General features: G+C 56.8%; 22 protein-coding genes. 9 read left to right on the forward strand and 13 right to left on the reverse strand.

Annotation, left to right across the window (positions count from 1 at the left end; all coding sequences use genetic code 11):
• Position 1 precedes the first annotated feature (1 nt).
• The 12 genes from BUE18_RS13975 to BUE18_RS14030 all read right to left on the reverse strand — a co-directional run bounded on the left by BUE18_RS13975 (position 2) and on the right by BUE18_RS14030 (position 12,722).
• The gene (locus BUE18_RS13975; protein WP_073476692.1) at positions 2-1,156 is read right to left on the reverse strand and encodes a PHP-associated domain-containing protein; all 1,155 of its coding nucleotides are present in this window, start codon (positions 1,154-1,156) and stop codon (positions 2-4) included.
• A 13-nt stretch (positions 1,157-1,169) separates the two neighbouring features.
• Positions 1,170-1,673, reverse strand: a complete 504-nt coding sequence (locus BUE18_RS13980; RefSeq protein ID WP_073476693.1) for a hypothetical protein — start codon at positions 1,671-1,673, stop codon at positions 1,170-1,172.
• Between the two features lie 110 nt (positions 1,674-1,783).
• Positions 1,784-3,334: a class I adenylate-forming enzyme family protein gene (locus tag BUE18_RS13985; RefSeq protein WP_073476695.1), complete on the reverse strand. Its 1,551-nt coding sequence runs from the start codon at positions 3,332-3,334 to the stop codon at positions 1,784-1,786.
• A 26-nt stretch (positions 3,335-3,360) separates the two neighbouring features.
• Positions 3,361-5,007: a class I adenylate-forming enzyme family protein gene (locus tag BUE18_RS13990; protein ID WP_073476697.1), complete on the reverse strand. Its 1,647-nt coding sequence runs from the start codon at positions 5,005-5,007 to the stop codon at positions 3,361-3,363.
• Between the two features lie 172 nt (positions 5,008-5,179).
• A complete protein-coding gene (locus BUE18_RS13995; protein ID WP_073476699.1) occupies positions 5,180-5,797 on the reverse strand; it encodes a TetR/AcrR family transcriptional regulator in 618 nt (205 codons plus the stop codon).
• A gap of 282 nt (positions 5,798-6,079) precedes the next feature.
• Complete coding sequence (locus tag BUE18_RS14000) at positions 6,080-6,283, reverse strand: helix-turn-helix domain-containing protein (protein ID WP_073476701.1); 204 nt, start codon at positions 6,281-6,283, stop codon at positions 6,080-6,082.
• Positions 6,284-6,308: 25 nt separating this feature from the next.
• Complete coding sequence (locus BUE18_RS14005) at positions 6,309-6,854, reverse strand: DUF2975 domain-containing protein (protein ID WP_073476702.1); 546 nt, start codon at positions 6,852-6,854, stop codon at positions 6,309-6,311.
• 218 nt (positions 6,855-7,072) lie between these two features.
• Positions 7,073-8,299 carry an HD domain-containing phosphohydrolase gene (locus tag BUE18_RS14010; protein ID WP_073476704.1) on the reverse strand — a complete coding sequence of 409 codons (1,227 nt, stop codon included), beginning with the start codon at positions 8,297-8,299 and terminating at the stop codon, positions 7,073-7,075.
• Positions 8,300-8,632: 333 nt separating this feature from the next.
• Positions 8,633-9,394, reverse strand: coding sequence for a J domain-containing protein (locus BUE18_RS14015; protein WP_073476706.1), 762 nt, complete (start codon positions 9,392-9,394; stop codon positions 8,633-8,635).
• 25 nt (positions 9,395-9,419) lie between these two features.
• Entirely contained in the window at positions 9,420-11,711 is a 2,292-nt protein-coding gene (locus tag BUE18_RS14020; protein ID WP_073476708.1) for a tetratricopeptide repeat protein, read from the reverse strand.
• A gap of 195 nt (positions 11,712-11,906) precedes the next feature.
• Complete coding sequence (locus BUE18_RS14025; RefSeq protein ID WP_073476710.1) at positions 11,907-12,254, reverse strand: cupin domain-containing protein; 348 nt, start codon at positions 12,252-12,254, stop codon at positions 11,907-11,909.
• Positions 12,255-12,257: 3 nt separating this feature from the next.
• Complete coding sequence (locus BUE18_RS14030) at positions 12,258-12,722, reverse strand: helix-turn-helix domain-containing protein (protein ID WP_073476712.1); 465 nt, start codon at positions 12,720-12,722, stop codon at positions 12,258-12,260.
• Positions 12,723-13,032: 310 nt separating this feature from the next.
• On the opposite strand from BUE18_RS14030, the gene BUE18_RS14035 reads away from it, so the two are divergent.
• From BUE18_RS14035 to BUE18_RS14070, 8 genes are read left to right on the forward strand one after another with little or no spacing between them, the layout of a single operon-like run.
• Positions 13,033-14,367 (forward strand): GMC family oxidoreductase N-terminal domain-containing protein, encoded by a 1,335-nt coding sequence (locus tag BUE18_RS14035; protein ID WP_073476713.1) that lies wholly within the window; start codon positions 13,033-13,035, stop codon positions 14,365-14,367.
• Between the two features lie 12 nt (positions 14,368-14,379).
• The gene (locus BUE18_RS14040; protein WP_073476715.1) at positions 14,380-15,018 is read left to right on the forward strand and encodes a TetR/AcrR family transcriptional regulator; all 639 of its coding nucleotides are present in this window, start codon (positions 14,380-14,382) and stop codon (positions 15,016-15,018) included.
• Positions 15,018-16,508 (forward strand): hypothetical protein, encoded by a 1,491-nt coding sequence (locus BUE18_RS14045; protein ID WP_073476716.1) that lies wholly within the window; start codon positions 15,018-15,020, stop codon positions 16,506-16,508. The genes BUE18_RS14040 and BUE18_RS14045 overlap by 1 nt, the downstream gene beginning before the upstream one ends.
• Before the next feature lie 2 nt (positions 16,509-16,510).
• Positions 16,511-17,671: a 2-hydroxyacyl-CoA dehydratase subunit D gene (locus tag BUE18_RS14050; RefSeq protein WP_073476718.1), complete on the forward strand. Its 1,161-nt coding sequence runs from the start codon at positions 16,511-16,513 to the stop codon at positions 17,669-17,671.
• A 22-nt stretch (positions 17,672-17,693) separates the two neighbouring features.
• A complete protein-coding gene (locus BUE18_RS14055) occupies positions 17,694-19,085 on the forward strand; it encodes a 2-hydroxyacyl-CoA dehydratase subunit D (RefSeq protein ID WP_073476720.1) in 1,392 nt (463 codons plus the stop codon).
• Positions 19,086-19,116: 31 nt separating this feature from the next.
• The gene (locus tag BUE18_RS14060; protein WP_073476722.1) at positions 19,117-20,514 is read left to right on the forward strand and encodes a 2-hydroxyacyl-CoA dehydratase subunit D; all 1,398 of its coding nucleotides are present in this window, start codon (positions 19,117-19,119) and stop codon (positions 20,512-20,514) included.
• Entirely contained in the window at positions 20,511-21,299 is a 789-nt protein-coding gene (locus tag BUE18_RS14065) for an acyl-CoA dehydratase activase (RefSeq protein ID WP_073476724.1), read from the forward strand. The genes BUE18_RS14060 and BUE18_RS14065 overlap by 4 nt, the downstream gene beginning before the upstream one ends.
• Position 21,300: 1 nt before the next feature.
• Positions 21,301-22,092: an acyl-CoA dehydratase activase gene (locus tag BUE18_RS14070; protein WP_073476725.1), complete on the forward strand. Its 792-nt coding sequence runs from the start codon at positions 21,301-21,303 to the stop codon at positions 22,090-22,092.
• Positions 22,093-22,284: 192 nt separating this feature from the next.
• Here the strand turns inward: BUE18_RS14070 and BUE18_RS14075 are convergent, their stop codons facing one another.
• A complete protein-coding gene (locus tag BUE18_RS14075; protein WP_073476727.1) occupies positions 22,285-22,572 on the reverse strand; it encodes a hypothetical protein in 288 nt (95 codons plus the stop codon).
• Between the two features lie 207 nt (positions 22,573-22,779).
• On the opposite strand from BUE18_RS14075, the gene tnpA reads away from it, so the two are divergent.
• On the forward strand, positions 22,780-23,033 hold a 254-nt coding region (gene tnpA / locus BUE18_RS14080; RefSeq protein ID WP_073476739.1), incomplete at its 3' end, for an IS66 family insertion sequence element accessory protein TnpA.

The raw sequence follows: 23,033 nt of genomic DNA on the forward strand, positions 1-23,033 counted from the left end.
CCTAATCCCGAAACCGGACCGGACGATAGCTTCCTGCATGCAGGGCTTGCACCAGGTCGGCCTCGCTGTTTATGTCTACCGTGAATTCCGTGGCGTAGCAGCCGATGGTTCCCATCTCGTGGCAGTCGCTGCCGCCCGTGCCGGGCAGGCTGAGGGCGTCGGCCACTTTGGCTGCAAAACCGTTTTCATCAGGCGTTACCTTGCCGTTCAACACTTCGATGGCGTCCACGTGCTTGAACATTTCCCTTTGGGCGGCCTGCTCCACGCTCAGCCCCATTTGTTCGGCGCCGGTGATCAGAAAGCCCCGGAAAGGGTGGGCCATGACCATGAATCCTTTGGCCTCAATCACTTGGGCCCGCAAATCCGCAATCCTGATCACCCCCTTTATGTCGCGCTCCAGGCCGTAGACGAGAACGTCGCCCTGGTCGGTGATGACTTCGTTGCCCCGTAGGAGCAGGAAGCCGTGTTTATCCCGTAAACGCTTTATGTCGTCCGATGTCCAAACATAGTTGTGATCCGTCACCACCATGCCGTGCACGCCAAGGTCCTTGGCTTCCCGGATAATCTCGTCAATCGGCGCCGAGGCGCAAGGGGAGGCCGGGGCCGTATGGACGTGCAGGTCAATGACCATGCCTCCGCTTGGACGGGGCGCGTCCGCAAGGGGCGGCGTTTCCGGAGCGGGCTGGGGCGGCGCAGGAGCCTTCACGTGAATGGATTGGGCTGCGGCCTTGGGCGGCGCCTGGTCCGGGCGCCAATCCGCAATAAAGGCTTCCAGGCTGAGCCCCGGGTCCAGGGCTGCGGCTTCCTGATATTCAATGGCCATTTTGGCGTTTTTTGCGGCGTGCCCCATTTCTAATAGCAGATTGGCGAAATGGCGGCAAGCGCCCCGGCCGATCACCTTGGCGACCCGGGCCCGGAATCCCGGCTCCAGACGCATGCCCACGGCGGGCTGAAGCATGTCCAAAGCCCGGGGGCACTCCGGGGTGGTGTACCTGTGCCACTTGCCGGAGACGGATAGAATTTCCAGGGCGCTCTGGCTGAAGACAGCCGTCATTTCCACGCCGTACAGGTCGTCGTCCAACACGCCGAACACGGTCAGTTCATCGGGCGCGGTGCGGTCCACGCTCATGGTTTTGTTGCGTAAATATTTTAGCATCGTTCTTCTCCTCCTACCCTTCTTCCAGGGCGCCCCGGACCATGGAGGATTCCGGAGCGTAGGCCGCACACCGGCCGATAAGCCGGGTGTTGGCCTTGGCCATGCTTTGAAAGATTTCCGCCGGCAGATCGTCTTCGTTGGGGGCCATGGCCGCCATATCCTTGGTGGAGCTTAAAATGACTCCGTGGCAGGCCTCCTCCACCATGAACAAAAGCTGGCTGTCCGCCGCCTCCTCCCCCACCAGGCCCTTGAAAATCTTGGCCATGCCGGGACCCACGCGGATTCCGGCCAGTTGGGGCAAAAGCGGAATTGCGCGATGCTCTGCAGGGTCGTAGCAACGCTCGATGGCGCCTTCCACCTTTTTGATTTCCATGTCCGGCAATTGCACTTCCACCGTGACGCGCATTTCGCAAAACATGTCGTTCAGGCGGCAAACGGTGCGCAAGAGGTTGTCCCCGGCCGCTTCCACGCTGGTGCATCGGGACCGGGAGAATTTGAATCGTTTTGGGTTAGCCATATAGGTTTTCTTCCTTTCATTCTATATGGGGTCAAGTCTACGTTTGACGTTTGAGACTGAAATTCGCGCTCAAACGTCAAACGTAGACTTGACCCCATTTTGCTCAGCTATCAATCCAGGTATTTATCCAGGTTCTTTTTCAGTTCCTTTTTCACCACCTTGCCGATGAGCGAACGGGGCACGTCTTCGGTCACGATGAACTTGCGCGGCCGCTTGTAGTCGGCGAGGTGCTTTTTGCAATGGGCTTTCAGCGCCTCGATGTCCAGGTCCACGCCGGGCTCGGGAATCACAAAGGCCACGCCGATCTCCCCCCAGACCTCGTCGGGAGTTTCCATGACGGCGGAAGTGTTGACTCCCGGATAGGCGTTGAGAAAAGCCTCGATCTCCTGGGGATACACGTTGTAGCCGCCGCTGATGTACATCTCCTTGATGCGGCCCATGAAGATCAGGTATCCCTGATCGTCCAGCCTGCCCAGGTCGCCGGTGGCCATCCATCCGCCGTCCATGAAGACGCTCTTGTCGTCCTCCGGGTCCATGTAACCGCTGATGACGCTGTCGCCGCGCACGAACAATTCCCCCACCTCGCCCACGGGCAGGTCGGCGCCGTGGAGGTCCACGATTTTCATTTCAAAGCCGGGCGCGGGTTTGCCCTCGGTTTTTTCGGCCCGTTCCGGCGGATCATCAGGCGTGGTGAAGGTGAAGAAACCCGCGGTTTCGCTCATGCCGAAGGAGGCCACAATCTTGCCGTTGGGAAAGGCTTGGGAAACCTGCTGGACCAATTCCTGGGAGGAAGGCTCTCCGGAGAGCACGGCCAGGCGGACGGAGGAAAGGTCGTGGGCGGTCACGTCGGCGTTTTTGAAGATCAGCCGATACATGGTCGGCACTCCGCCGAAGTAGGAAACGCCGTATTTTTCGATGGCCGCCAGGGTTTCCATGGGGTCGAACTTGGGCATGAGAATCCCGGTGGCGCCCGCATAATACTGGGCGGCCAGCAGATCGTGGGTTCCGGCCACGTGGCTGGTGGGCATGTTGCAAAGCACCTTGTCCGTGTGCAGGATGCCCCACATATCCGTAGTGGCCTTGGATATGGCCCAGGAGTTCTTGTGGCTGATGACGGCCCCTTTGGGCCTGCCCGTGGTTCCGCTGGTGAAAATGATGATGTACGGGTCTTCGTCCGCCGGGTGGAACTCTTCCGGGACGGGCTTGGCTTCGCCCTCCAGGAGTTTTTCATAAGGCTGGACGCCGGGATGATCCAGGGCCCCCAGGTAAAAAAATACCTGCTCAAAAGAATACAGCCCAAGCAGTTGCTCCACTTCGGCCTTGATTTCCTCAGGATAGGCCAATGTCGCCAGGATTCTCGGCCTGGTGCGTTCGCACAAGGCCTGCATCTCTCCCGCCTTGAACCGGGGGTCCAAGGGAACCACCACCATGCCAATGCGGCCGGCGGCCATAAACAGGGTGGAAAATGCCGGAGACTGGGGAAGCAGGGTGGCGATTTTGTCGCCGGGCTTCATGCCCATGTTCAGAAGCGCGTTGGCCGCCTGGTCGATCTGGCGGTCGAATTCCCCATAGGTTACGGGCTGCTCGAAAAAATAATAGGCGATATGGTCGGGCCGCTCCTGGGCGTGCTGTTTGATGATGTTTGGAAAAGGTCCGGTCATGAGTCTATCTCTCCTTAGCTCGCGGGTTATTGGGAGTCACGTTCGCGCAGCATGCGGCGCAGCAGCTTTCCGCTTTGATTCTTGGGCAGTTCGCCGATAAACTCCACCATCTTGGGCGCCTTGTATGCGGCCATTTTCTCTTTGCAAAAATCCAGGATATCCTGCTCGCTCGCCTGGACGTTGGGCTTGGGCACGATAAAGGCCTTGACGGTTTCTCCCCGGTAGTCGTCGGGAACCCCGATCACGGCCGCTTCCAGGACGGCTGGGTGCTGGTAGAGATAGTTTTCCACCTCCGCCGGAGCGATGTTGTAGCCGGAAGCCACAATCAGGTCCTTGATGCGCTCCACAAAAAAGAGGAACCCGTCCTCGTCCATGTATCCCGCGTCTCCCGTGTACCACCAGCCGTCTTTGGTGAAGAGCTTGTCCGTTTCCTCCTGGTTTCGCCAGTACCCTTGGACGATGCCCTCGCCCCGCAGCACGAATTCCCCGACCACGCCCCGGGGCACGATCTTTCCGTTTTCGTCCACCACCTTGACCTCGCCGGTGCATACGCCCAGGGCGCCGCAGCCCGGCTTTTTCTTGTTGACCATTTCCACTATGCCGGGGCCGCAGGCCGTGGACTCGGTGCAGCCGTATCCGGCGTAAAGATAGGTCCCGACTTTCTGCTGCCATTCGTCCTGCAACGCGGGAGGCACAGGCGCTCCGCTGGCCAGGGTGTGCTTCAGGCTGGAAAGGTCGAACTTGTCAAAGGACGGGTGATTCAGCAGACCGATATAAGCCGTGGGCGGGGCGAATCCAAAGGTCAACTTGAAGCGCTGGATCAGGTCCAGCATGTCTTCCGGATCGAACATGGGGATGGCCGCGCAGGTCGCCTTGGCCATGACCGCGGGGAAAAGAATCAGGGTTTGGCCGGCCACATGAAAGAGCGGAAACAGCATGTATAGCCGGTCCGTATCGTCCAGGCCGATGAGGTCCACCAACAGCCCGGATGCGTGATTGTAATTGCAATGGGTGATCATGGCGCCTTTGGGAAAGCCCGTGGTGCCCGACGTATACAACAGGCAGGCCAGATCGTTTTCCGGATCGATTTCCACCTGGGGAACCGGATCCTGGTCCGCGCCGATAATCTCCATGAAATCCACCGCGCCTTCCACGTCCTGCTTGGGCATGGCCAGCAGGGGCGGAACCTTGGCTGTGGACTCGCTGAAATCCGCAGCATGCACGCTCGCCGCCGCAAGCATGCCCAGATCCTTTGCAACAGGCAAAACCATGGGCGCCAAGATGTCCAGGCAGAAGATCGCCTTGGCCCCGGATTGCTCGCAGATATACCGGATTTCCTGGTCCTTGAGCATGACGTTAAAAGGAACCATGGTGCAGCCCGCCTTCAGGATGCCGTAAATGACCATGACATGCTGGGTGCAATTGGGAAGCATGGTGGCGACCTTATCGCCTTTGCCCAGGCCCAGGGAGGCCAGCCAGGCTGCAATGCGGTCGCTGCACTGATCCAGCTCCTTGTAGGAAGTGGTTTTGTGCAGGAAAATCAGGGCGTCCTTTTCGGGTTGCTCCCTGGCTGCCTGGCGCAGGAATTCAAAAACCGGGGTTTTCGCAGTATCCTTCGGGGGAACGGCGCCCCAAGAGGGGTCGAATTTTTGGTGAGATAATGCTTCGGCCATTGTAACCTCCTGGTGAAAAAAAGTGCTGTGCTCCGGGGGAAGTAAAACGATGTTTTATCTATGGCGTATGTAAAACAATGTTTTCTCTTCTGTCAATAAAAAAATACGGCGCAACCCGCTTGATGAAGAGGCGTTTTATAAGTAACTGTTTAGAATTGAATATAAAAAAGGACTATGACTGCGAAGGCGCGGAAATGGTCTTCCAAAACAAGGGAAAAAAGAAGCGCATGGCCTCCACCAGCTTCCATTGCTGGCCCCGGTAATACCAGATGGTGACCTCGCGCTGCATGTGCATGAAGTAAAGGCCGGTGATCTGGGCGTCGTCCACGTTGGGGTCCAGATCGCCCCTTTCCCGGCCTGTTTTGATGATTTGGCGCAGCAGTTCATGGATGTCGTACCGGGCGTAGGATTCCCGCTGCATCCAGGTCCGGGTGGGGACGGTGATGAAAAAGGTGATGGCCAGTTCAGGATTCCGGTCGTAATAGTCCAAAGCCACCCAAAAAGCCTTGTAAAACCGGTCTTTTGTTTCTTTCACCCCCTGGCCGTGCATGGCCGTCAGGATTTTGAGCTCTCCGATTTTTTCTTCCAGAACGTCCAGGAGCAAATCTTCTTTGGAGTGAAAATACTTGTACATGGTCCGGGTGCTGACGCCCGAGGCATGGCTGATTTTTCGGATGTTAACCTGGTGGAAGTCGTTTTGGGCGAAAAAGTTCAGGACAATGGGGTACAGGCGGTCTTTGATTTTTTGGGGAACCGGCAGTTTTTTTTCGTCCTGCTTTTCTGGGGCCATGGTTATTTTCCGGCTAATGGGTTTGCGCTTAAGTAAAACATTGTTTTTTATAATAGGGGCGCCTCTCCGTTGTGTCAAGGCTTATTCCCCGGCCGGCAACGTGAGCTGTGCCCCTTAAATATGCAAAGAGGCTTTTTTTTGCAGCATGCATTTTGCCTCTTCGTGGTAAGAAAAGCAAGGCCACCGAAAAATGGTCACGCCTCCCTTATTACTGCTTCCGCCCCAATGCGCAGTAGCGATTCTCCGGCTGCATCGGCACGAGCGCACTGGGTGTATTTCATTTTAGGGTTCATATTCCAAGATATCGCCGGGCTGGCAGTCCAGGTGGAGGCAAATGGCCTCCAGGGTGGAAAAGCGGATGGCCTTGGCCCGGCCTTTTTTCAGGATCGACAGATTCTGCGGCGTGATGCCCACAGCCTCGGCCAAATCCTTGGAGGCCATTTTGCGTTTGGCCAGCATGACGTCCAAATTGACTACAATCGGCATAATGCACTCCTTTTCATACCGGCGATCAAATGGTGAGGGATTGCTCCTCCTGAATCTTCCGCCCCTCATCCATGATCCAGGCCACCACAATGACCATCACGCCGATGATCAAGGCCGTAAAGTTGGCGTCGCTGAATCCAAATTGAAGAACCCGCTGCCCGGGGGGATTAGGCAGGGTCAAAGCGACGCTGGTCATGGCCTGCACTATGGGATTCAGCCCTTGCTTAACCAGCAACGCAATCCCCAGCAATCGGATGCACCGGACATTGCCGGCGCCGAAAATGACCCCTTTGGCGTAGAGCCCAAAAAGCATCCTGAGCCGGTTCAGCACGTATAAGTCCACGCACAGGGCCGGCAGGGACGCCGCAAAACCCAAAAGCCTGGACCATCCGGGCACAGGCAGTTGAAAGGGAACGCCCGCACAAGCCAATGCCTGAAAGGCGCCTAATCCGTCAAACTGCATCAGGTGATTGAAGAAAAGCCAGAATAACCCGTACAAAAAGGGAACGGCCGCCAGTAAAACCAAAAACAAGCCGCTTAGCGCGCGGCTGACGCGAACGATTTTTTCCAAGATACACGCCTCCTTCGTGGCTGTTAGCAAAAAATTAAGGATAGGCCTTTTCGCCATGGCGGGACGATTATCAAGAAAAAATTATCGTTTGTCAATAATTAATTAATAAAAAAACAACTGTGATGCATGTCGGAGGCAATAGATGGGAGTCCGCCCGATAGAGAAACCCAGTGCAAAGGGCTTCCGTCCTCGAGGGAGCGGGGTTGTGTCTTTTGAGGCTAACCTACGGAGGTCAGGGAAACCCGCGGTCCGGAATGATTTTCTTGAAAACGGGATGAGCCGGGCTGCATTCCAACGCCGTTTTTTCCCGGCATTGCCGAGGCCGTCTGATGGATCGGGGCCTGGGCGTCTTTGGCCAAAGCCTGATAGGTTCTGGCATACAGGTTTTGCTTGTCTTGCTCCGTGTCCTGGAACTTGTCCTTGATGACCAGGATTTCGTCCAGGGTGGTGAAGAAGGCGTCCGTCACCTCCGGCGAAAAGTGTTTTCCTCTGCCTTCCTGGATGATCCGGATGGCCTCGATGCCTGAAAACGCCCTCTTGTATGGCCTTTCCGAGGTCAGGGCGTCAAACACGTCCGCAATGGCGGCTATTTGGCCGGCAATGGGGATTTGCCTGCCCTTAAGGCCGTTGGGATATCCGGACCCGTCCCATTTTTCGTGATGGGTCAAAGCGATCATTTCGGCCATGCGGATGAAGCCGCTTTGGGCGCCGGAAAGAATGCTGGCGCCGATTTGCGGATGCCTCTTCATGATTTTCCATTCTTTGTCCGTCAATGGCCCGGGCTTGAGCAGGATGCGGTCGGGGATGCCGATTTTACCGATGTCGTGCATGGGCGCCGAATACAGGATGGACTCCTGGACCTTTTTGTTGAATCCCATGGTCTTGGCGATGGCCGCCGCATAATGGCTCATACGGCGAATATGGGCGCCGGTTTCGTTATCCCGGAATTCCGACGCTGCCGACAGCTTCACGATGGTTTCCAAAGAGGCGGTTTTCAATTGCCAGGTCTGCTGCTCGACCTTTTTTTCCAGGTTGCTTTGATAATCCGCCAGCCTGTCGTGCATTCCTTTTAATTTTAAATGCAGCCGAACCCGGGCCAAAATCACTTCCTTATGCTCCGTCTTGGACAAGAAGTCGTCCACCCCCATTTCCAGGGCCTTGGCGTGGTTTTCCACCGTATCCCGGCCTGTAAACAGGATGATGGGAATGAGGAACGCCTGCGGTTGCTCCTTGATTTGCCTGGCAACCTCAAAACCATCCATGCCCGGCATGGATAAGTCCAGAATCACAAGGTCGATGCCGCCCTGGGCGACTGTTTCCAAGGCCTCTTCCCCTGAGTAGACGGAGAGGAGGCGGTAGCCTTCCCGCTCAAGAATATGCTGCATTAAACGATGAATTGCAGGTTCATCGTCGACAAGCAGAATGTTGGCTTTGGATTGCTGCATGAAATCCGTCTCCGGTTTTGGCGTTCGTATCGGCCTGACAGGCCTTGTCAACGTTGACATCCAATAGGTTGTCAGAGAAAATATTGAAAATGCCGTGCTTTGGGTTTTGCCGGGAGCAGCCATCCTTCCCGGGCTGTTTCGCCTGTGCATCAAGCCGGCGGCGGCGCAAGGGCGCCTTCCTGGTTATTTTTAATGATCGGCAGTAAAGGATGGAATCTTGACTATAAAGGCAAGGCTGTTCAGGAGATTCTAAAGGGGAATACTCTAATATTCCGTTTTTGATTATTATTTTGATGAGAAAAGTTTTTTCGGCTTTTTCGGGGCGCAAGAGGCCTAACCCGTCTTATGGGGGACGGGGGCGTTCCTGGGCGGCGCCCATTTGCGGCCGTCGTAACTCCACTTGTCGGGAAGGCCCCTCTGGCTGCGCACCACGGGATTTTCAAGCCATTCCTTCATTTCCTCATACGCGGCGTGCACCTTGCGGAACAGGGCTGGGTCGCCGTTGTGGTCGGGGTGGTGGGCCATAACCTGTTTGCGGTAGGCGGATCGCAAGGCCTTTTGGGGTTCCGGGCCGATAACTTCGGATTTTTTTAACTTAAGAACGGACAGATGCCTTTGGCTGACCACCGGATGGGAGGCGTCCTGAGGGCGAACCTGCCCGGGCTTGACCACGCTGGTGCGCGCCTGCTCCAATACGCATTGGGAAGCCTGATGCCTGGACCTCAGTTTGTCATGCTCCTTCCACCACAGCCGTCCCAACTGCTCTACAAGCGCTCCCAGGTCGTCCACCGGTTTTTTGCCCGGAGTGCGCTTCCAGAGGTAGGTGTACACATGCGGGGCTCCTGAAGCCACTACGTGCAGCATGAGCGTGTCCCGGGTGAACGAAAAGGACGCGTACCGGGTGTGCATGGCGCGCAGCAGATTCGCGGTCACTTCCAGGCGCCACAAGAGCTTTTGCCTGCAGGCTCTGGAGCAATACTTTCTCCGCCCCATGTTTTGATCCGTGCCGCAGGCCTGGCAGGTGTAAACCTTTTTACGGCCTGGAACTGCTGGGAGCATATTTTGGGGGCCGGAGCCCATTTCCACACGACTCATGGCTTCATCCGCACGTTACAAAAACTTATTGCGTTGCATTGGGTTGCTTTTCCGCTTTTTCCAGGGCGTCGGCGATTTGCAAGTAACGAAGGCCCTTTTCCCTCTGGCCGATTTGCATCAATAAATGCCCCGCGTTCCGGTTCGCCCGGGCCCAGCCGGGGGCTAAAACGGCGCATTTTTCAAAGGCCGTGGCTGCTTTCTCAAAATCCCGGGCCTTGAAAGCGGCCACGCCCAGATTCATCCAGATTTGGGGATTTCCGCCGTCCAGCTCCGCAGCCTTTGTAAAGGCCTCCATGGCTTCCGGAATTTTTCCCGTGTTCATCTGCACGTTGCCGATGTTGTTATGGACTTTGGCATAGTCGGGTTTGATTTGCAGCACCTTTTCGTACACTTCCAGGGCTTTTTCGTTTTCTCCCATGGTCCCGTACGCCACGCCCAGATTCAGCAAGGCGTTCATATGATAAGGATATGCCTGAACGACCTTTTCCAGTTCGGGCGCCGCCTTTTCCGGCATTCGTTTTTCCAAATACGCCCTGCCTAAGTACGAACGCGCCTTCACCCTGTAAGGATCGTCCGCCAAAACCTGCTTGCCTTTTGAGATGACCAGGTTCCAGTTTGCCGCCGACTCGCCCACATCCAGCCATTTGTACTGCTCATCTGCTTTCATGGCCCGGTTTCCCGCCCAGCCGGCGGCGATGAGCAACCCCGTGAACGCGGCGGCGCAAACCAGCCAGACCCGGGCGGGCGGCGCCGTTATGCGGGGAGGCTTTTCCTGATACTTGGAATCCCAACCCGCCAACATCGCCAGATAGAGGCTTACGACCAGTAAAGGGACCATCCGTTGAAACGGAAAGGACGCCGCAGCGTTTAAGCTAATGCCGGCCAGGCAGGCTGCAAGGGCGATCACGAGAAATTTTTCTTCCCCGTTTTCCTTCCTGAAAAGCCTGAGCAGGATGAAAAAGGCTGAAACGCCGAGCCACAGGGCCATGGCAAGCCCGGGCAGGCCCAACTCCGCCGCAATCTGCAGGTAGTCGTTATGCACGTTGGATAATTGGGACTCCTCCGAGAAGACGCCTTCCACCTTCGCCCGCCGGGAGTAGATGGGGTAAAGCACCTTGTGGGAGCCCATTCCAACCCCAAGCAGGGGATGCTCCTTGATCATGGCCAGGGTATTGGCCCAGATGTCCAGACGCAATCTTTTGGAGGCGTCATACTTCCCGGGCGCCGCCGGGGAGTCTTGCCATTTTTCCGCCGAAGGCGACGTTTTGGGGCTCGTCCCCGGACTCTCCATGTTTGATTGGGTGAGAACCGAAACTCTCTGGAAAATCTTGCCGAATTGCCATTCCAAGCCCTTGGGCCCGCAATTGAACAAAACCAGAAAAAGCGCCAGGCACACGGCCAGGGAGATCCTTTTTCCCCGATTCACGCCAATGGCGCCGGTTTTTATTTTATAGAGAAGCAACAGGGCCGCGAATACGGCGATCTGCAGGAGCAGGCAAAGCCAACCGGCCCTGTTGGAGGTGTAAAACAGATAATTCAGCATCAAGGTTGTACAGACAAGGAATGCAGCGGCTGGCCAGCCCCTTTTTTCCTGCAAAAAAAAGCCGGCGCCCAAGGGCAGGGTCAAGACGATGAAGTGGACCGCCATGTTCCGGTTGGTGAAGGTGGAGGCGGGAGGCTCCGCCTGCTTGACGCCGAACCAGTTTTCCCCGCCCATATGCTGCAGGACGTCTCCACCCAGATGTTGCAGTATGCCAAGCAGGGCTACGGCCGTTCCGGAAAAAAAGAGCCCTTTCAGCAACAAAAGCCGCCGTTCCCTGGAGTCCGAAATATTGAATGCCGCCGAGAAAAAAAACAGGCACGCGGCCCAGGGGAGCCAGATTGTAACAGCCTCATAGGCGTTCGCCGCCCAGAAGATGCTAAGGCCGCCCCACGCGGTAAAAGCCGCCAGGGGATAAAAAACAGTGGGGAGCGCGACTGCGCTTTTTGGGGAAAAGTAACTCTTCAGGCAAAAGACGGCGCTCAACAGCAAGGCGCCCATAATGAAGAATACCGTCTGGGGCAGGTTGGTCTGGTCGTATAAAGCAGGCCGGACGGCGAACGGCGTCAGCGCAGCGATTGCAAAAAGAATCATGATTGACGCTTTATCCAGGACGCGGGAAAGCTCTGTCGGCGAAGCCGCCCCTTCGCCGGCGCCCGCTGCAATTTCCCGTTCGATTTCCTTGGCCGAAGCTCCCAGGCGGGAGGCCATTTTGGAGACGGACATGCGGTCGTGATTGCGGGCTATGAACTTCCTTTGTTTATTGGAAAGCGTCACAAGACATTCCCCTGTTTGGTTATGGCCTCCCCTTCACACGCACCTGTGCGAGTCAAGCGGGGCTGAATAATAGCAGGCTTGGAAAAGTTTTTCAAAACAATGTGGAAGTTTTAACAGAGGACGGCGGCGGGGGCGCTGGTTGTGCGGCGCAGGGGGCGAACCTCCCCGTGCGCCGAACCAAGCCCAATGTGCGGCCTACAGCTCCGGCGGGCCGTCCGGAATCAGGCAGACGAAAAACAGGGGCGTTTCCCCGGAGCAGCGCAGTTGATGCTCCTCCTCGCCGGGGATGAATGCGGCGGCGCCGGCGCGGACGGGGACCCATTCCCCCTCCTTGTATATTTCGCCGAATCCTGCATGGATGAATATCTCGTGCTCCCAGGCGTGGCTGTGCCGGGGCGTGGCCGCGCCAGGCGGCAGCTCAAACAGACGCATGCAGAAATTTTCCGCGCCGTCCTTTTTCCCCACCAAAACGCGCCCCTTGACGCCTTTGGCCGGCTCGGGGAATTCCACAGGGTCGATTTCAGTAAAATGAACTATCTTCATGCTCTACTCCTTCTTGGATGTGTTAACATCTTTGTGCATCAAGGCTGGTTCCGCCCCTTCCGGCTCAATCTCCAGCACCTCCGGGGCGCACTCCCCCAGCATGGCCGTCAACACGGGACAACGCCTGCATTGGGCCATTTTTTCCCCCCAATCCGAGCACACTTGGCCTCCGCACACGGTCCCATTGATGAACCAGCACAAGGCGCCCGCCTTGAACTCCCAGGCCGGACATTTGCTTTTCAACTGGCTGGGGCATTTGTTGATGGTCCAGCACGCCTTTCTGGGGACCTTGCTTCCCCGGCGGCGGGTTAAAAGAAAATACAGCTGTCTTTCCACGTGGGGCGGGACGTTTCTCCATCCCTGTTCATAGCTGTGCACCGCCTTGACTGAGATGCCCAAAATCTGGGCCATTTCCGTCTGTGTCTTAGCTAAGATGCTGCGGGCGTTGGCAAAGCCTTTGTGGGTCATGGGGCTTGAACTTTCTTTTTACAATCGGTAAAAAAACAATTGACACACTGTGTCATCGGTGATAGGCTGCTTCCTACAGTGTGGTAGCTCTCAGTACTGTCATATCAATTCTGCTCTGTCAACGCAAAGGCGCAGTTCCAGGCACAACCATTTGATTTTTTTATCCTAAAGAATAAGTATCGCAGGGTAATCCCGACAGGGCGGCATTCTAAGGCGTTTTATTTAGACCGAACGTTCGAGATAATTCGGGCGCGCAAAAAAAAATACATTGCAAAGGGCTTTTTATTAAACCCAAATCAGGGAGGGAAGTATGAGCGTATCAACCATGTCCTACGATGCCATCGTCGTAGGCTCCGGGCCCGGGGGGGCCACGGTCGCCAAGGAGTTGGCGGCAAAGGGCCAAAAGGTCCTGATGATGGATTGGGGCGGAGACGAACCCATTAAAGGCAGCTACCTGCAGGCGGCTGAAATGGGATTGATCCCCGGAAAAAGTCTCCTGTTCACTCACAAGGGCCTTTCCATGGTGCGGGCCATTACGGCGGGCGGCAGCTCGGTTTTGTACTATGCCACGGCCTTTGAGCCTCCTTTGGAAATGCTCCGGGGCTACGGGGTGGACATCGAGGAGGAAGTCCGGCAGGTCAAAGAGGAATTGCCCATTGCTCCTTTAAAGGACAGCCTGATCGGCCCCATGGCCAAGCGCATTATGGAGAGCGCTCAGGAATTGGGCTACGACTGGCATCCTTTGAACAAATACGTCTACCAGGACAAATGCCGGGCCGATTGCGACAAATGCAATCTGGGCTGCCCCTACGGCGCCAAGTGGAGCGCCCGCATGTTTGTGGACGAGTTCAAGACGCACAAGAATTGCCGGTTCATCGCCCGGGCCAAGACCCGCAAGGTGCTGGTTGAAAACGGAAAGGCCGTGGGCGTGGAATACTCCGCGGGCGGGCAGACCCAAAAGGCTTACGCCGAGGTGGTGATCCTGGGGGCCGGGGGCATTGGAACGCCCGTGATTCTGCGCGCCAGCGGAATATACGCAGCGGGCTACGATTACTTTTTCGACCCCCTGATCTGCGTCATGGGAACCATCCCTGAAGATCTTGGAGGCAGGGAATTCCCCATGGCCACGGGCGCGCACATGTCGGACGAAGGGTACGTCATGACCGACATGACCGTGCCCAAAGTCGCCTATCAGGGTTTTACCGCTCAAGTGGGGCGGGCGCACAAGCTGTTTAACCACTCCCGCACCTTGCAGATCATGATCAAAGCCAAGGACACTCTGGGCGGAAAGCTCACGGAAGCCGGCGGAGTGCGCAAAAAGCTCATCCCCGAGGACGACGCCAAGCTCATGAAAGGCTACGAACGGGCCAAGGAAATCCTCAAGAACACCGGGGCCAAGGATATTTACAAATCCTGGTACATCGCCGCCCATCCTGGAGGAACCGCCAAGATCGGGGACATTGTGGACCCTGACCTCAAAACCTTTAAATATGACAATTTGTACGTTTGCGACTGTTCGGTCATCCCTGAGGCATGGGGGCTGCCGCCTTCGTTGACTCTGGTGGCCTTGGGCAAAAGACTCGCCAGTCATCTTGCGGCCGAACCCAATAATGAGGAGAGGGATTCTCAGGCTCATGCTGCCTAAAACGAGGTTTTCATGCCCAAAATAGTGGACCATGACAAGTACAGGGAAGAACTTCTGGGGGGGTGTTTTGAACTGTTTTCCGACAAAGGCTATTCCAACGTGACCATGCGCCAGATCGCCAAGCGCCTGGGCATATCCACGGGGGCCTTGTATCATTATTTTCCGACAAAACAATCCATCCTGGACCAGATGTTTCAGTACATGGGCAAAAAGGACGTGGAGGAAGTCACCCAGGCGCCCTCCTTGTCCGGAACGTTTGAAGAGCGCATCAGCCGCTTCCTGGAGTTTTTTCAGGTTAAGGAATCGGCCTTCGGCAAAATGCTGCTTCTTTCCATCGATTTTGTCCGCTGCCACGATACGGCGCAGGCGCGTCAGACCGCCCGCCAGTGGCTGGATTACTACATCCGGAACATGGCCGTGTACCTGGGCCTGCCAAGCCAGGTGGCTGAATTCACAGCCACCTTTCTGGGCGGCCTGGTGTATCAAAACCGGCTCGTGCCCGGCTCCGTTTCCCTACCCGAACAATTAGCGCTCCTGAAGGACGTGCTCATGGTGTATTTGGGCGAACACGAGAACCCTGAAAACAGGCTGTGCAACCTGTGCCCCTTCATGACCGACCATCATCTAACCGACGCCGAGGAGGTATCGTAATGCAAGGCCAGGACGCGACAACTCAGGAAGACGCCAAAAAAGCGCCCCCGGGAAACGGGAAAAACGGCGGGACGGGACGCGATCCCGCCATGGAAAAGCTGGCTGAAAAGCTGCTTCAGACCAAGGAGTTCAAGGACATGACCGGCGCCCTTATGCCGGAGGTCCTTAAGGCCTGGGCGGGCGACTCAGCCGTTCGAAAGATAATATCCAGGCAAATAGCCAAGACCATGGAGAAGGGATTCCTGGCGAAGGCCGGCGAAGACGCACCCCAGGTCAAGCTCTTTGAGGATATGGAGTTTTCGGAAATACTCATGTCCAAGGTTCCCGCTCTGGTGAACACGGGCATTAAAGGGACGGGAGGCCTCAGCAAGGCCCTGGACAGCCTGCCTGACGAAAAAAAACAGGCCTACATGGCCCAGGCGCTCCAGGCCATCGACTCCGCTTCCATCGGGCAGACCTTGGCCACCCTTATCCGTATTGTGAACGAAGTCCATGAGACCAATCCCACATTCGTCTCCGAGCAGATCCAGGCGCCCTTTCAGGCCTTGGTGGAAAACCTGGACTTCGCCGACCTGGAAGACGTCATCAAGCATTCCCAGAACGACTTTGTAGGTATAGTGCGGGCTATTAACGAGGTTTTTGACCGGTATCCCTCCAAGGTGGTTTGCCTGTTGGGCCTGGTTCCGGCCACGTTCAACGTGACCGTCGCCATTCTTAACGAAGCCACGGGGCAGTTGGACAACATGCCGCCCGATCTTCTGACGGAAATCATCCTGTCCCTCATGGGGGATATCGATGGGGCGGCCGTGGGGCAGGCGGTTAATTACCTGCACGAGCTTTTGCGTAAAATCCATACGGGCAGCTCCCTCCTGGGTCCTCCGGGGCATCCCCAGTTCACCCAGGAACTGACCAGCAAACTTAAGGAAATCGTGGCGGCCATTGACACGCAGGTCTGGTGGAAAGGCAGGCAGGCGATTTCCGAAATCCGGGACGCCAAGGAAAACGCCAAGTACGCGCTTTTGCAGGAGCATCCGGACATGCTGATCCAGCAGTTGAAGGAATCTCCTGTGCTGCTGAACTCCCGGATTAAAGCGCTTTTGACCAACGTATCCCTGCTGGAGGAAATGGACGATGAGGCGATAGCCGAGGCCGTGGCTGAAGGCGCGCTGCGTCTGGACATGCAGGATCTGGCTGAGGCGCTGAATCTGCACGCCCAGGTGGCCAACCGGATTCGCAAGGTCAAGCCCGACCTTGCCATGAGCATCCTGGAGTCTTTCTCCTATTCCGTGGACCTGGACGAGGTCGGCGAAACCGCCCAGTGGCTGGCCAGGGACCTGGCCGACTCCTTCAAGCCCCTGGTGCGCTCGGTTTTTCCGCCCCTTGTTCAAGGCGTGTGCGAATGCCTGGCCCCGGAAAACGACGAGCATCAGGAAGGCATAGACAACGCCCTGAATGCTTTGCGAGAACTTCTTAAACCCCAGGAGGCTTGATCATGAATCCCATTTTTGAAGAAGCCGCAGATCATGTGGACAACCAGGTCATCCGGGAGTGGAAGGCCCAGGGCAAAAAGGTCATCGGCCACACGTGCAGCCACGTCCCCGAGGAAATCATTTCAGCCGCGGGCATGATGCCTTATCGTTTGCGCGGCATTGAGTCGGAATCCACTTCCATCGGCGACACCTATTTCGGCCCCTTTATTTGCAGCTGCCCAAAGGCCATCCTGCAAAAGGCGGGGGAGGGCGCCTTTAATTTTCTGGACGGCGCGGTCATGGTGCAAAGCTGCGACTCCATGCGCCGCCTGGACGAATGCTGGCGCGCCGCCAACGACGACTATCCCGGCATCCTGCCCGGCTTCTGGCATTATCTGGGCGTGCCCCACAAGGCCGTGGACTATTCCCTCAAATGGTTTTCCGAAGAAATCGAAATGTTCAAAAAGCATATCGAGGAGCATTTCAATGTAACCATTACGGAGGAGAATCTTAGAAAATCCATCACCCTTTATAACGAAACCCGGGACCTGTTAAAGGAGCTGGACGAAGTACGGGGCATGGAAAATACGCCCGTCTCGGGCCAGGAAGCCATGAACATCATCCTGGCGGGAACCGCCATGCCCAAGGAGGTGTACAATCCCCTGCTCCGGGAGGCCCTGGACGAGTTAAAGGCCCGTCCAGCCCATCATGGCGGCAAGAAGCGCATTCTTTTGGGCGGAAGCGTGGTGGACGACCAATCCCTTATTTCCGTGATCGAGGCGGAGGGCGCCGTGGTCGTGGCTGATACGGTTTGCTTCGGATCCCGGTCTTTCGAAGGCATGGTCCCCGAGGACAGCCCTACCATGCTCACCATTGCCGGCAGGTATCTTCACCATCAGTTCTGTCCCAGAATGTTCGGGCATTACAAGGACCGCATGGCCCTGATCAAGCAGAAGATGGAGCTGGCCAAGGTGGACGGCGTCATTCTCCAGAACATCCGTTTTTGCGACCTTCACGGTTCGGAAAACGGGCTGTTCGAGGCGGAGTTGGAGTCCATGGGGGTTCCGGCCATTCGGCTGGAGAGGGAGTACGGGGCCATGGCCGATGAAGGCCGCCTTCGCATGAGGATAGGCGCTTTCCTGGAAAGCATCCCTGAAAGAAGAACGGAAAAACCTGCTGCATAACAGTGGAAGGATAAAGTCAGCCATGAGGAAGGAATACACGGAATATCCCTTTGACTGGGCGCTTCACAGCCTGTTTTCGAACGCCGCCAAAGCCATTAACGGCACTCCCAAGGAGTACGATCGCATCATGTCCCGCATTGGAGATATGAAGGATCTGGCGGACTTCGTGTTCGGCCATGGCGATCCCGGGGCCTTGTTCATGAAGGGATTCTCGCAATACACCGAGGCCATCACCACGGCCCACGCCAAGGGAAGAAAACTGGCCTTCACCACATTTTGCCAGTCTCCGGCCATTTTCTGGGCCATGGATATCGTGCCCATTGTCCTGGAGCCCATGACGGTCCTGGGCAACCTGGTGAGAAAGGGCGGCACCGCCGAGTTTATGGATTTTTGCGTGGAGGCGGGGTTTACGGAAACCTCCTGCTCCTCCCAGCGGGGCGCCCTGGGCGCTTATTTGAAAGGCCTGGCCGAAAAGCCGGATTTCGTCGCCATAGACACCGGAGGAATTTGCGACACCAACGCCAATTCGTTCACCTTCGCCGCCAGTTACCTGGACATCCCGTTTTATCAGATCAACTATCCGCCCACGCTTACGGATCAGCGGGCCGCGGATTATCATCGCGCGGATTACCGGAACTTCATCAAGTTTCTGGAGGAGCAGACCGGCAATAAACTGGACGAGGACAAGCTGCGGGCCGTCATGCAGGAAATCGAGGTGCAGGACGACCTCATCTGTGAAATTCAGGAGTTGCAGCGTCTGAGGCCCAACCCGGTCCCTGTGATTTTCAACCTGTTCATATACGCCCTGCGCTTTACCATGGCGGGCATGGAGCCGTGCACCACCATGCTGAGGGCCTGCCTGGAAGCGGCCAAGAAAAACGCCGCCAAAGGGGTTTCAGGCCTAAGCTCCCAGGACGAAAAAACCCGGGCCTTGTTTGTGTACATCGACCATTACGCCACAAACATCCCTTTGTGGACCTTCATGGACGAAATGGGCATCGCCCATCTGGGCTGCATCCTGACCAAGTATTATCAGGACAAGGTGTTCTACTCCAATGGAGACGGATACCATCTGGACACGGCGGACCTGGACTCCATGATCGACACGCTGGCCGAACAGAACTCCAGGCTGCCCATGGTCAAGCAGATCCGGGGGCCTTACGACGCCCCGGACATGTGGCTGGAGGAAGCCATGTACCTGAAAGACAGCATGAACGCCGACTTTGCCGTCTATTCGGGCACGCCCGGATGCCGCAACACCTGGGGCATGCTCAAGCTCCTGGCAAAAAAACTGGAAGACGCCGGACTTCCCACCCTGGTCATCAACGCGGACGCGTTTGACGAGCGGGTGGAATCCTGGGAAGCCACCCGGCATCGTTTTGAGGAGTTTTTGGAGTTGCGCCGACTGATTTAACTACGCCTGGCTGTAGTAAAAGGAGATCTCCATGAGACAAGCCTTGTTAGAGTATGACTACGATTGGAATATGCAGCGGGTTTTTGATCAGGGCTCTCGTTCCCTGGACGGAACGAGGAAGGAATTTGAGAGAGCCAGGTCGCGGTTTCCCACCATGGGGACCGTTATGGATCTCTTTTATCAATACGAGGACGTTGGCAGGGCCATGACCAAAGGGTCGGCCAAATACATTTCCAATATCGTCACGGCGCGCCAGGACGGACGCAAGGTGGCTCTCACCACCTTTTGCATGTCCCCGGCCCTGTGCTACGCCATGGACGTGGTTCCTCTGCTCATCGAGCCCATTACGGCCGTGGGCAATTTGTCCCGCAAGTACGGCATGGGCGAGTTTATGGACTATTGCCTGGAAATAGGCTTCGCCGAAACCGCCTGTTCGGCCCAGCGGGGCGCCATGGGCGCCTACCTGGCCGGCGCCGCCCAAAAGCCGGACTTTGTCCTGTGCAACATGAGCGGCATTTGCGACACCAACACCAGCGCCTTTGCGTTCGCCGCCGAAGCCCTGGATCTCCCCCTGTTCCAGTGCAACTTTCCGCCTGAAATGCGGGGGGAACGGGCCGACGCCTATCATAGGTCCGATTACCGGGCCATGATCGATTTCATCGCCGAGCAGACGGGCAAGCCCCTGGACCCGGCCAAGCTCCGGGGCGTTTTGGAGGAAATCCAAAAGCAGGACGAACTCATCGTGGAAATGCAGGATTATCAGCGCATGATCCCCAGCCCCATCCCGACAACGTTCAACCTGTTCATGTATCTGCTGAGGTTTTTGTTCGGCGGCACGGAGGACGGCACCAAAACCCTGGAGGAAATGCTCAAGGTAATCCGTAAAAACGTCCAGGAAGGAAGGCCCGGAAACAGATTCGGCGAGGAAAAAGCCAGGGCTCTGTTCGTCTACACGGACCATTACGGCGGGGGGCTGCCTTTGTGGAATTTCCTGGACAGCCGGGGAATCACCCATCTGGGCTGCATTGCGGACCGCTTCTACCAACAGGCGGCGCCTTATGTGAGGGACGGCGAGGGATACACCGTGGACGCCACAGACCTGGACTCCATGATCGACACCATGGCCGCCTTGAACTGCCGCATGCCCATGGTCAAGCAGATCCGGGGGCCGTACGACGCCCCGGACATGTGGCTGGAGGAAATCCGGGCCCAGCGTGAACTCTATAATCCGGATTTCGCCGTATACATGGGCACCCCCGGCTGCCGCAACACCTGGGGCATGGTCAAGCTGCTTGCCAAGCAATTGGAAAAGGAAGGCCTGCCCACCCTGATTATAAATGCGGACGTGTTCGACGAAAGGGTGGAGTCTTGGAGCATGACGCAAGCCCGATTTGAAGAATTTTTGGATGTCAGGAGGATTGGCATATGATAACTGCAGGTTGCGACGTAGGCTCCTTAACCTCCAAAGCCGTGATCATCCGGGACGGCAGGATAATTGGCTCCGCCATCATTCGCTCGAGCTCCCGGCCCGAAATTTCGGCCCAAAAGGTTATGGATGAAGCCCTTGAAAAAGCGAAAATCTCCCAGTCCGGCGTTGAGTATTGCGTGGGCACGGGATACGGCCGGGACAACATTCCCTTTGTGGACCAGGCCAGATCGGAAATCGCCTGCCACGCCCGGGGAGCGGTCTGGCTGGCGCCCGCCACCAAAACCATTATCGACATAGGCGGTCAGGACTGCAAGGCCATCCGTCTGGACAAGAACGGCCGTGTGGAGAAGTTTTTGACCAACGATAAATGCGCCGCGGGCACGGGACGCTTCCTGGAGGTCATGGCCAAGCTGCTGGGCGTTTCCGTGGATGATCTGGGCAAGATGTCCAAAAAATCCCGCGAGCCCGTCACCCTGGCCTCCACCTGCACGGTATGGGCCCAGGCCGACGTGATCCAGTACATCAACTCCGGTATACCCGTGGAGGACGTGGGCGCCGGCGTGAACAACGCCATGGCCGGCCGGGTGGCTACCCTGGCCAACGCCGTCCACGCCCAGCGCGAAGTGGCCATGACCGGCGGAGTCGCCAAAAATGCCGGCGTGGTAAGGTCCTTGGAAAAGCTCATCGGCCACAAAGTGACCATCATCAGAAAAGCGGACCCCCAACTGGCGGGGGCTATCGGCGCGGCTGTGCTGGCAAGCGACGTGAAAGAGGGGAGGGCGTAACATGATCGTAGCAGGTGTGGATGTGGGATCCCTCACGGCCAAGGCCGTGATCATGAAGGATAACGAAATTATAGCCAGCGCCGTGTTGCGGGCCAACCCCTCTCCCGGGCAGTCGGCCAGGGAGGTCATGGACATGGCTCTCGCCCAGGCCGGGCTCAGCCAGGGGGATATTGAATTCACCGTGGGCACGGGCTACGGCCGAAAGCAGATCGACTTTGTGAACCTGGTGGAGTCGGAAATCGCCTGCCACGCCCGGGGCGCGGTCTGGAACATGCCGTCGGTGCGCAGCATCATCGACATCGGGGGCCAGGACGCCAAGGCCGCGCGGATCGACGAAAACGGCAATGTGGAACGCTACGGCTACAACGACAAATGCGCCTCAGGCACGGGACGCTTTCTGGAAGTCATGGCCGAAGCCCTGGACGTTCCCATGGAGGACATGGGCGACCTGGACCTCCAGGCGACCGAGGACCTGTCCATTTCCAACCAGTGTGTGGTCTTCGCCGAAACCGAGGTCATCAGCCTGGTCAACAAAGGCTACGAAGTCCCGGACATCGCCAAGGCTCTGCACAAGGCCATGGCCGGCCGCGTGGCGGCATTGGCCAAAGGCATCGGCGTGGAAGAGGACATCGCCTTCACCGGCGGCGTGGCAAAGAACAAAGGCCTGGGGCGGGCCCTGGCCAACGCCCTGAACATGGATCTGAAATTTCTGGACACCGATCCCCAGACCAACGGCGCCCTGGGCGCCGCTCTCATGGCCTCCCAGGTCATGGCCGAGAAAAAATCCGCCTGAAAATGGGGTCAAGTCTACGTTTGACGTTTGAGACTCCGCCCACTAAGTGAAAAACAGCAGGCCTCCGGCGGTAAACCGCCTGCCGCCGGAGGCGCACTGCATTGACTGCGGAAAAGACTTTTCGCCTCCGGCGGCCAACTGCCAAACCGCCTGCCTCCCGCGGCCAACTTTTGAAAAAGTTGGATCAAAACTTTAAAATGGCGCTTCGCGCAAATTGCAGTCGCGCTTCCAACAAAGCCCTTTCCACCCCTGTAATCTTCCCACAAAAAATCCCTTAAAATTCTTGCTTATCGAACTGCTTAAACTGTTTTTCATGTAGGTCTGGCCCTTCCGGAATTGGGCCGGAAACTGCTCAAGTAAAAAACCATTCGCCTGTAGGCTGGCGCCGGGCAGGGCCGCGTCTACCTCTACCTGCCTGTTTTCAACCATCTCCGGGCGGCGCTGGCAGCGTTGTTTGGCGCCAGTGTTGCGAAGCAACAAAAGGTGCGGCCTGTATGGAATCAGGAAGTCTTCGGCGTTTGGCGGACGAAGGGTGCAAACTAAAACCCTTTTTTCGCCTGTTTATCTTGCTGAGAAATCTCAGACGTTGTCCATGAAAGCGTTAATCCGTAACCGTCTAAACAACCGCATCTTCACGGGTTAATCGGGATGTGGCATAAGAATTTCCATCTTTTGAAAGGAGATTCCATGTCGCAAGAAGCCATTTATCCGACGAAGAGCCGAGAAGATCGTTTTTCCGCACCAAGCCAAGACCTGTCCGATCCTCAGGCCAAGCGCCGGTTTTGGGAGCATCACCTCGCCCAATGCCGCCAGAGCAGCCTCACGCAAAAAGCCTATTGCCAAAAGCACAGTCTCAAGCCCCACCAGTTTTACTACTGGAAGAAGCGATTGAGGCAGGACCATGGCAAAGTCTCGTTTTTACCCCTTCGCCTGCCCGGAGA

Origin of the sequence: Desulfatibacillum alkenivorans DSM 16219 (genome assembly GCF_900142135.1) — a bacterium.
GTDB classification, from domain to species: domain Bacteria; phylum Desulfobacterota; class Desulfobacteria; order Desulfobacterales; family Desulfatibacillaceae; genus Desulfatibacillum; species Desulfatibacillum alkenivorans.

What these genes read in the sequence shown, in the direction of transcription:
- BUE18_RS14050 (WP_073476718.1), top strand. Translation starts at nt 16,511, where the DNA reads ATGAATCCCATTTTTGAAGAAGCCGCAGATCATGTGGACAACCAGGTC.
- BUE18_RS13980 (WP_073476693.1), bottom strand. Translation starts at nt 1,673, where the DNA reads ATGGCTAACCCAAAACGATTCAAATTCTCCCGGTCCCGATGCACCAGC.
- BUE18_RS14045 (WP_073476716.1), top strand. Translation starts at nt 15,018, where the DNA reads ATGCAAGGCCAGGACGCGACAACTCAGGAAGACGCCAAAAAAGCGCCC.
- BUE18_RS13975 (WP_073476692.1), bottom strand. Translation starts at nt 1,156, where the DNA reads ATGCTAAAATATTTACGCAACAAAACCATGAGCGTGGACCGCACCGCG.
- BUE18_RS13990 (WP_073476697.1), bottom strand. Translation starts at nt 5,007, where the DNA reads ATGGCCGAAGCATTATCTCACCAAAAATTCGACCCCTCTTGGGGCGCC.
- BUE18_RS14055 (WP_073476720.1), top strand. Translation starts at nt 17,694, where the DNA reads ATGAGGAAGGAATACACGGAATATCCCTTTGACTGGGCGCTTCACAGC.
- BUE18_RS14035 (WP_073476713.1), top strand. Translation starts at nt 13,033, where the DNA reads ATGAGCGTATCAACCATGTCCTACGATGCCATCGTCGTAGGCTCCGGG.
- BUE18_RS14015 (WP_073476706.1), bottom strand. Translation starts at nt 9,394, where the DNA reads ATGAGTCGTGTGGAAATGGGCTCCGGCCCCCAAAATATGCTCCCAGCA.
- BUE18_RS14030 (WP_073476712.1), bottom strand. Translation starts at nt 12,722, where the DNA reads ATGACCCACAAAGGCTTTGCCAACGCCCGCAGCATCTTAGCTAAGACA.
- BUE18_RS13985 (WP_073476695.1), bottom strand. Translation starts at nt 3,334, where the DNA reads ATGACCGGACCTTTTCCAAACATCATCAAACAGCACGCCCAGGAGCGG.
- BUE18_RS14070 (WP_073476725.1), top strand. Translation starts at nt 21,301, where the DNA reads ATGATCGTAGCAGGTGTGGATGTGGGATCCCTCACGGCCAAGGCCGTG.
- BUE18_RS14025 (WP_073476710.1), bottom strand. Translation starts at nt 12,254, where the DNA reads ATGAAGATAGTTCATTTTACTGAAATCGACCCTGTGGAATTCCCCGAG.
- BUE18_RS14065 (WP_073476724.1), top strand. Translation starts at nt 20,511, where the DNA reads ATGATAACTGCAGGTTGCGACGTAGGCTCCTTAACCTCCAAAGCCGTG.
- BUE18_RS14060 (WP_073476722.1), top strand. Translation starts at nt 19,117, where the DNA reads ATGAGACAAGCCTTGTTAGAGTATGACTACGATTGGAATATGCAGCGG.
- BUE18_RS14040 (WP_073476715.1), top strand. Translation starts at nt 14,380, where the DNA reads ATGCCCAAAATAGTGGACCATGACAAGTACAGGGAAGAACTTCTGGGG.
- BUE18_RS14000 (WP_073476701.1), bottom strand. Translation starts at nt 6,283, where the DNA reads ATGCCGATTGTAGTCAATTTGGACGTCATGCTGGCCAAACGCAAAATG.
- BUE18_RS14010 (WP_073476704.1), bottom strand. Translation starts at nt 8,299, where the DNA reads ATGCAGCAATCCAAAGCCAACATTCTGCTTGTCGACGATGAACCTGCA.
- BUE18_RS13995 (WP_073476699.1), bottom strand. Translation starts at nt 5,797, where the DNA reads ATGGCCCCAGAAAAGCAGGACGAAAAAAAACTGCCGGTTCCCCAAAAA.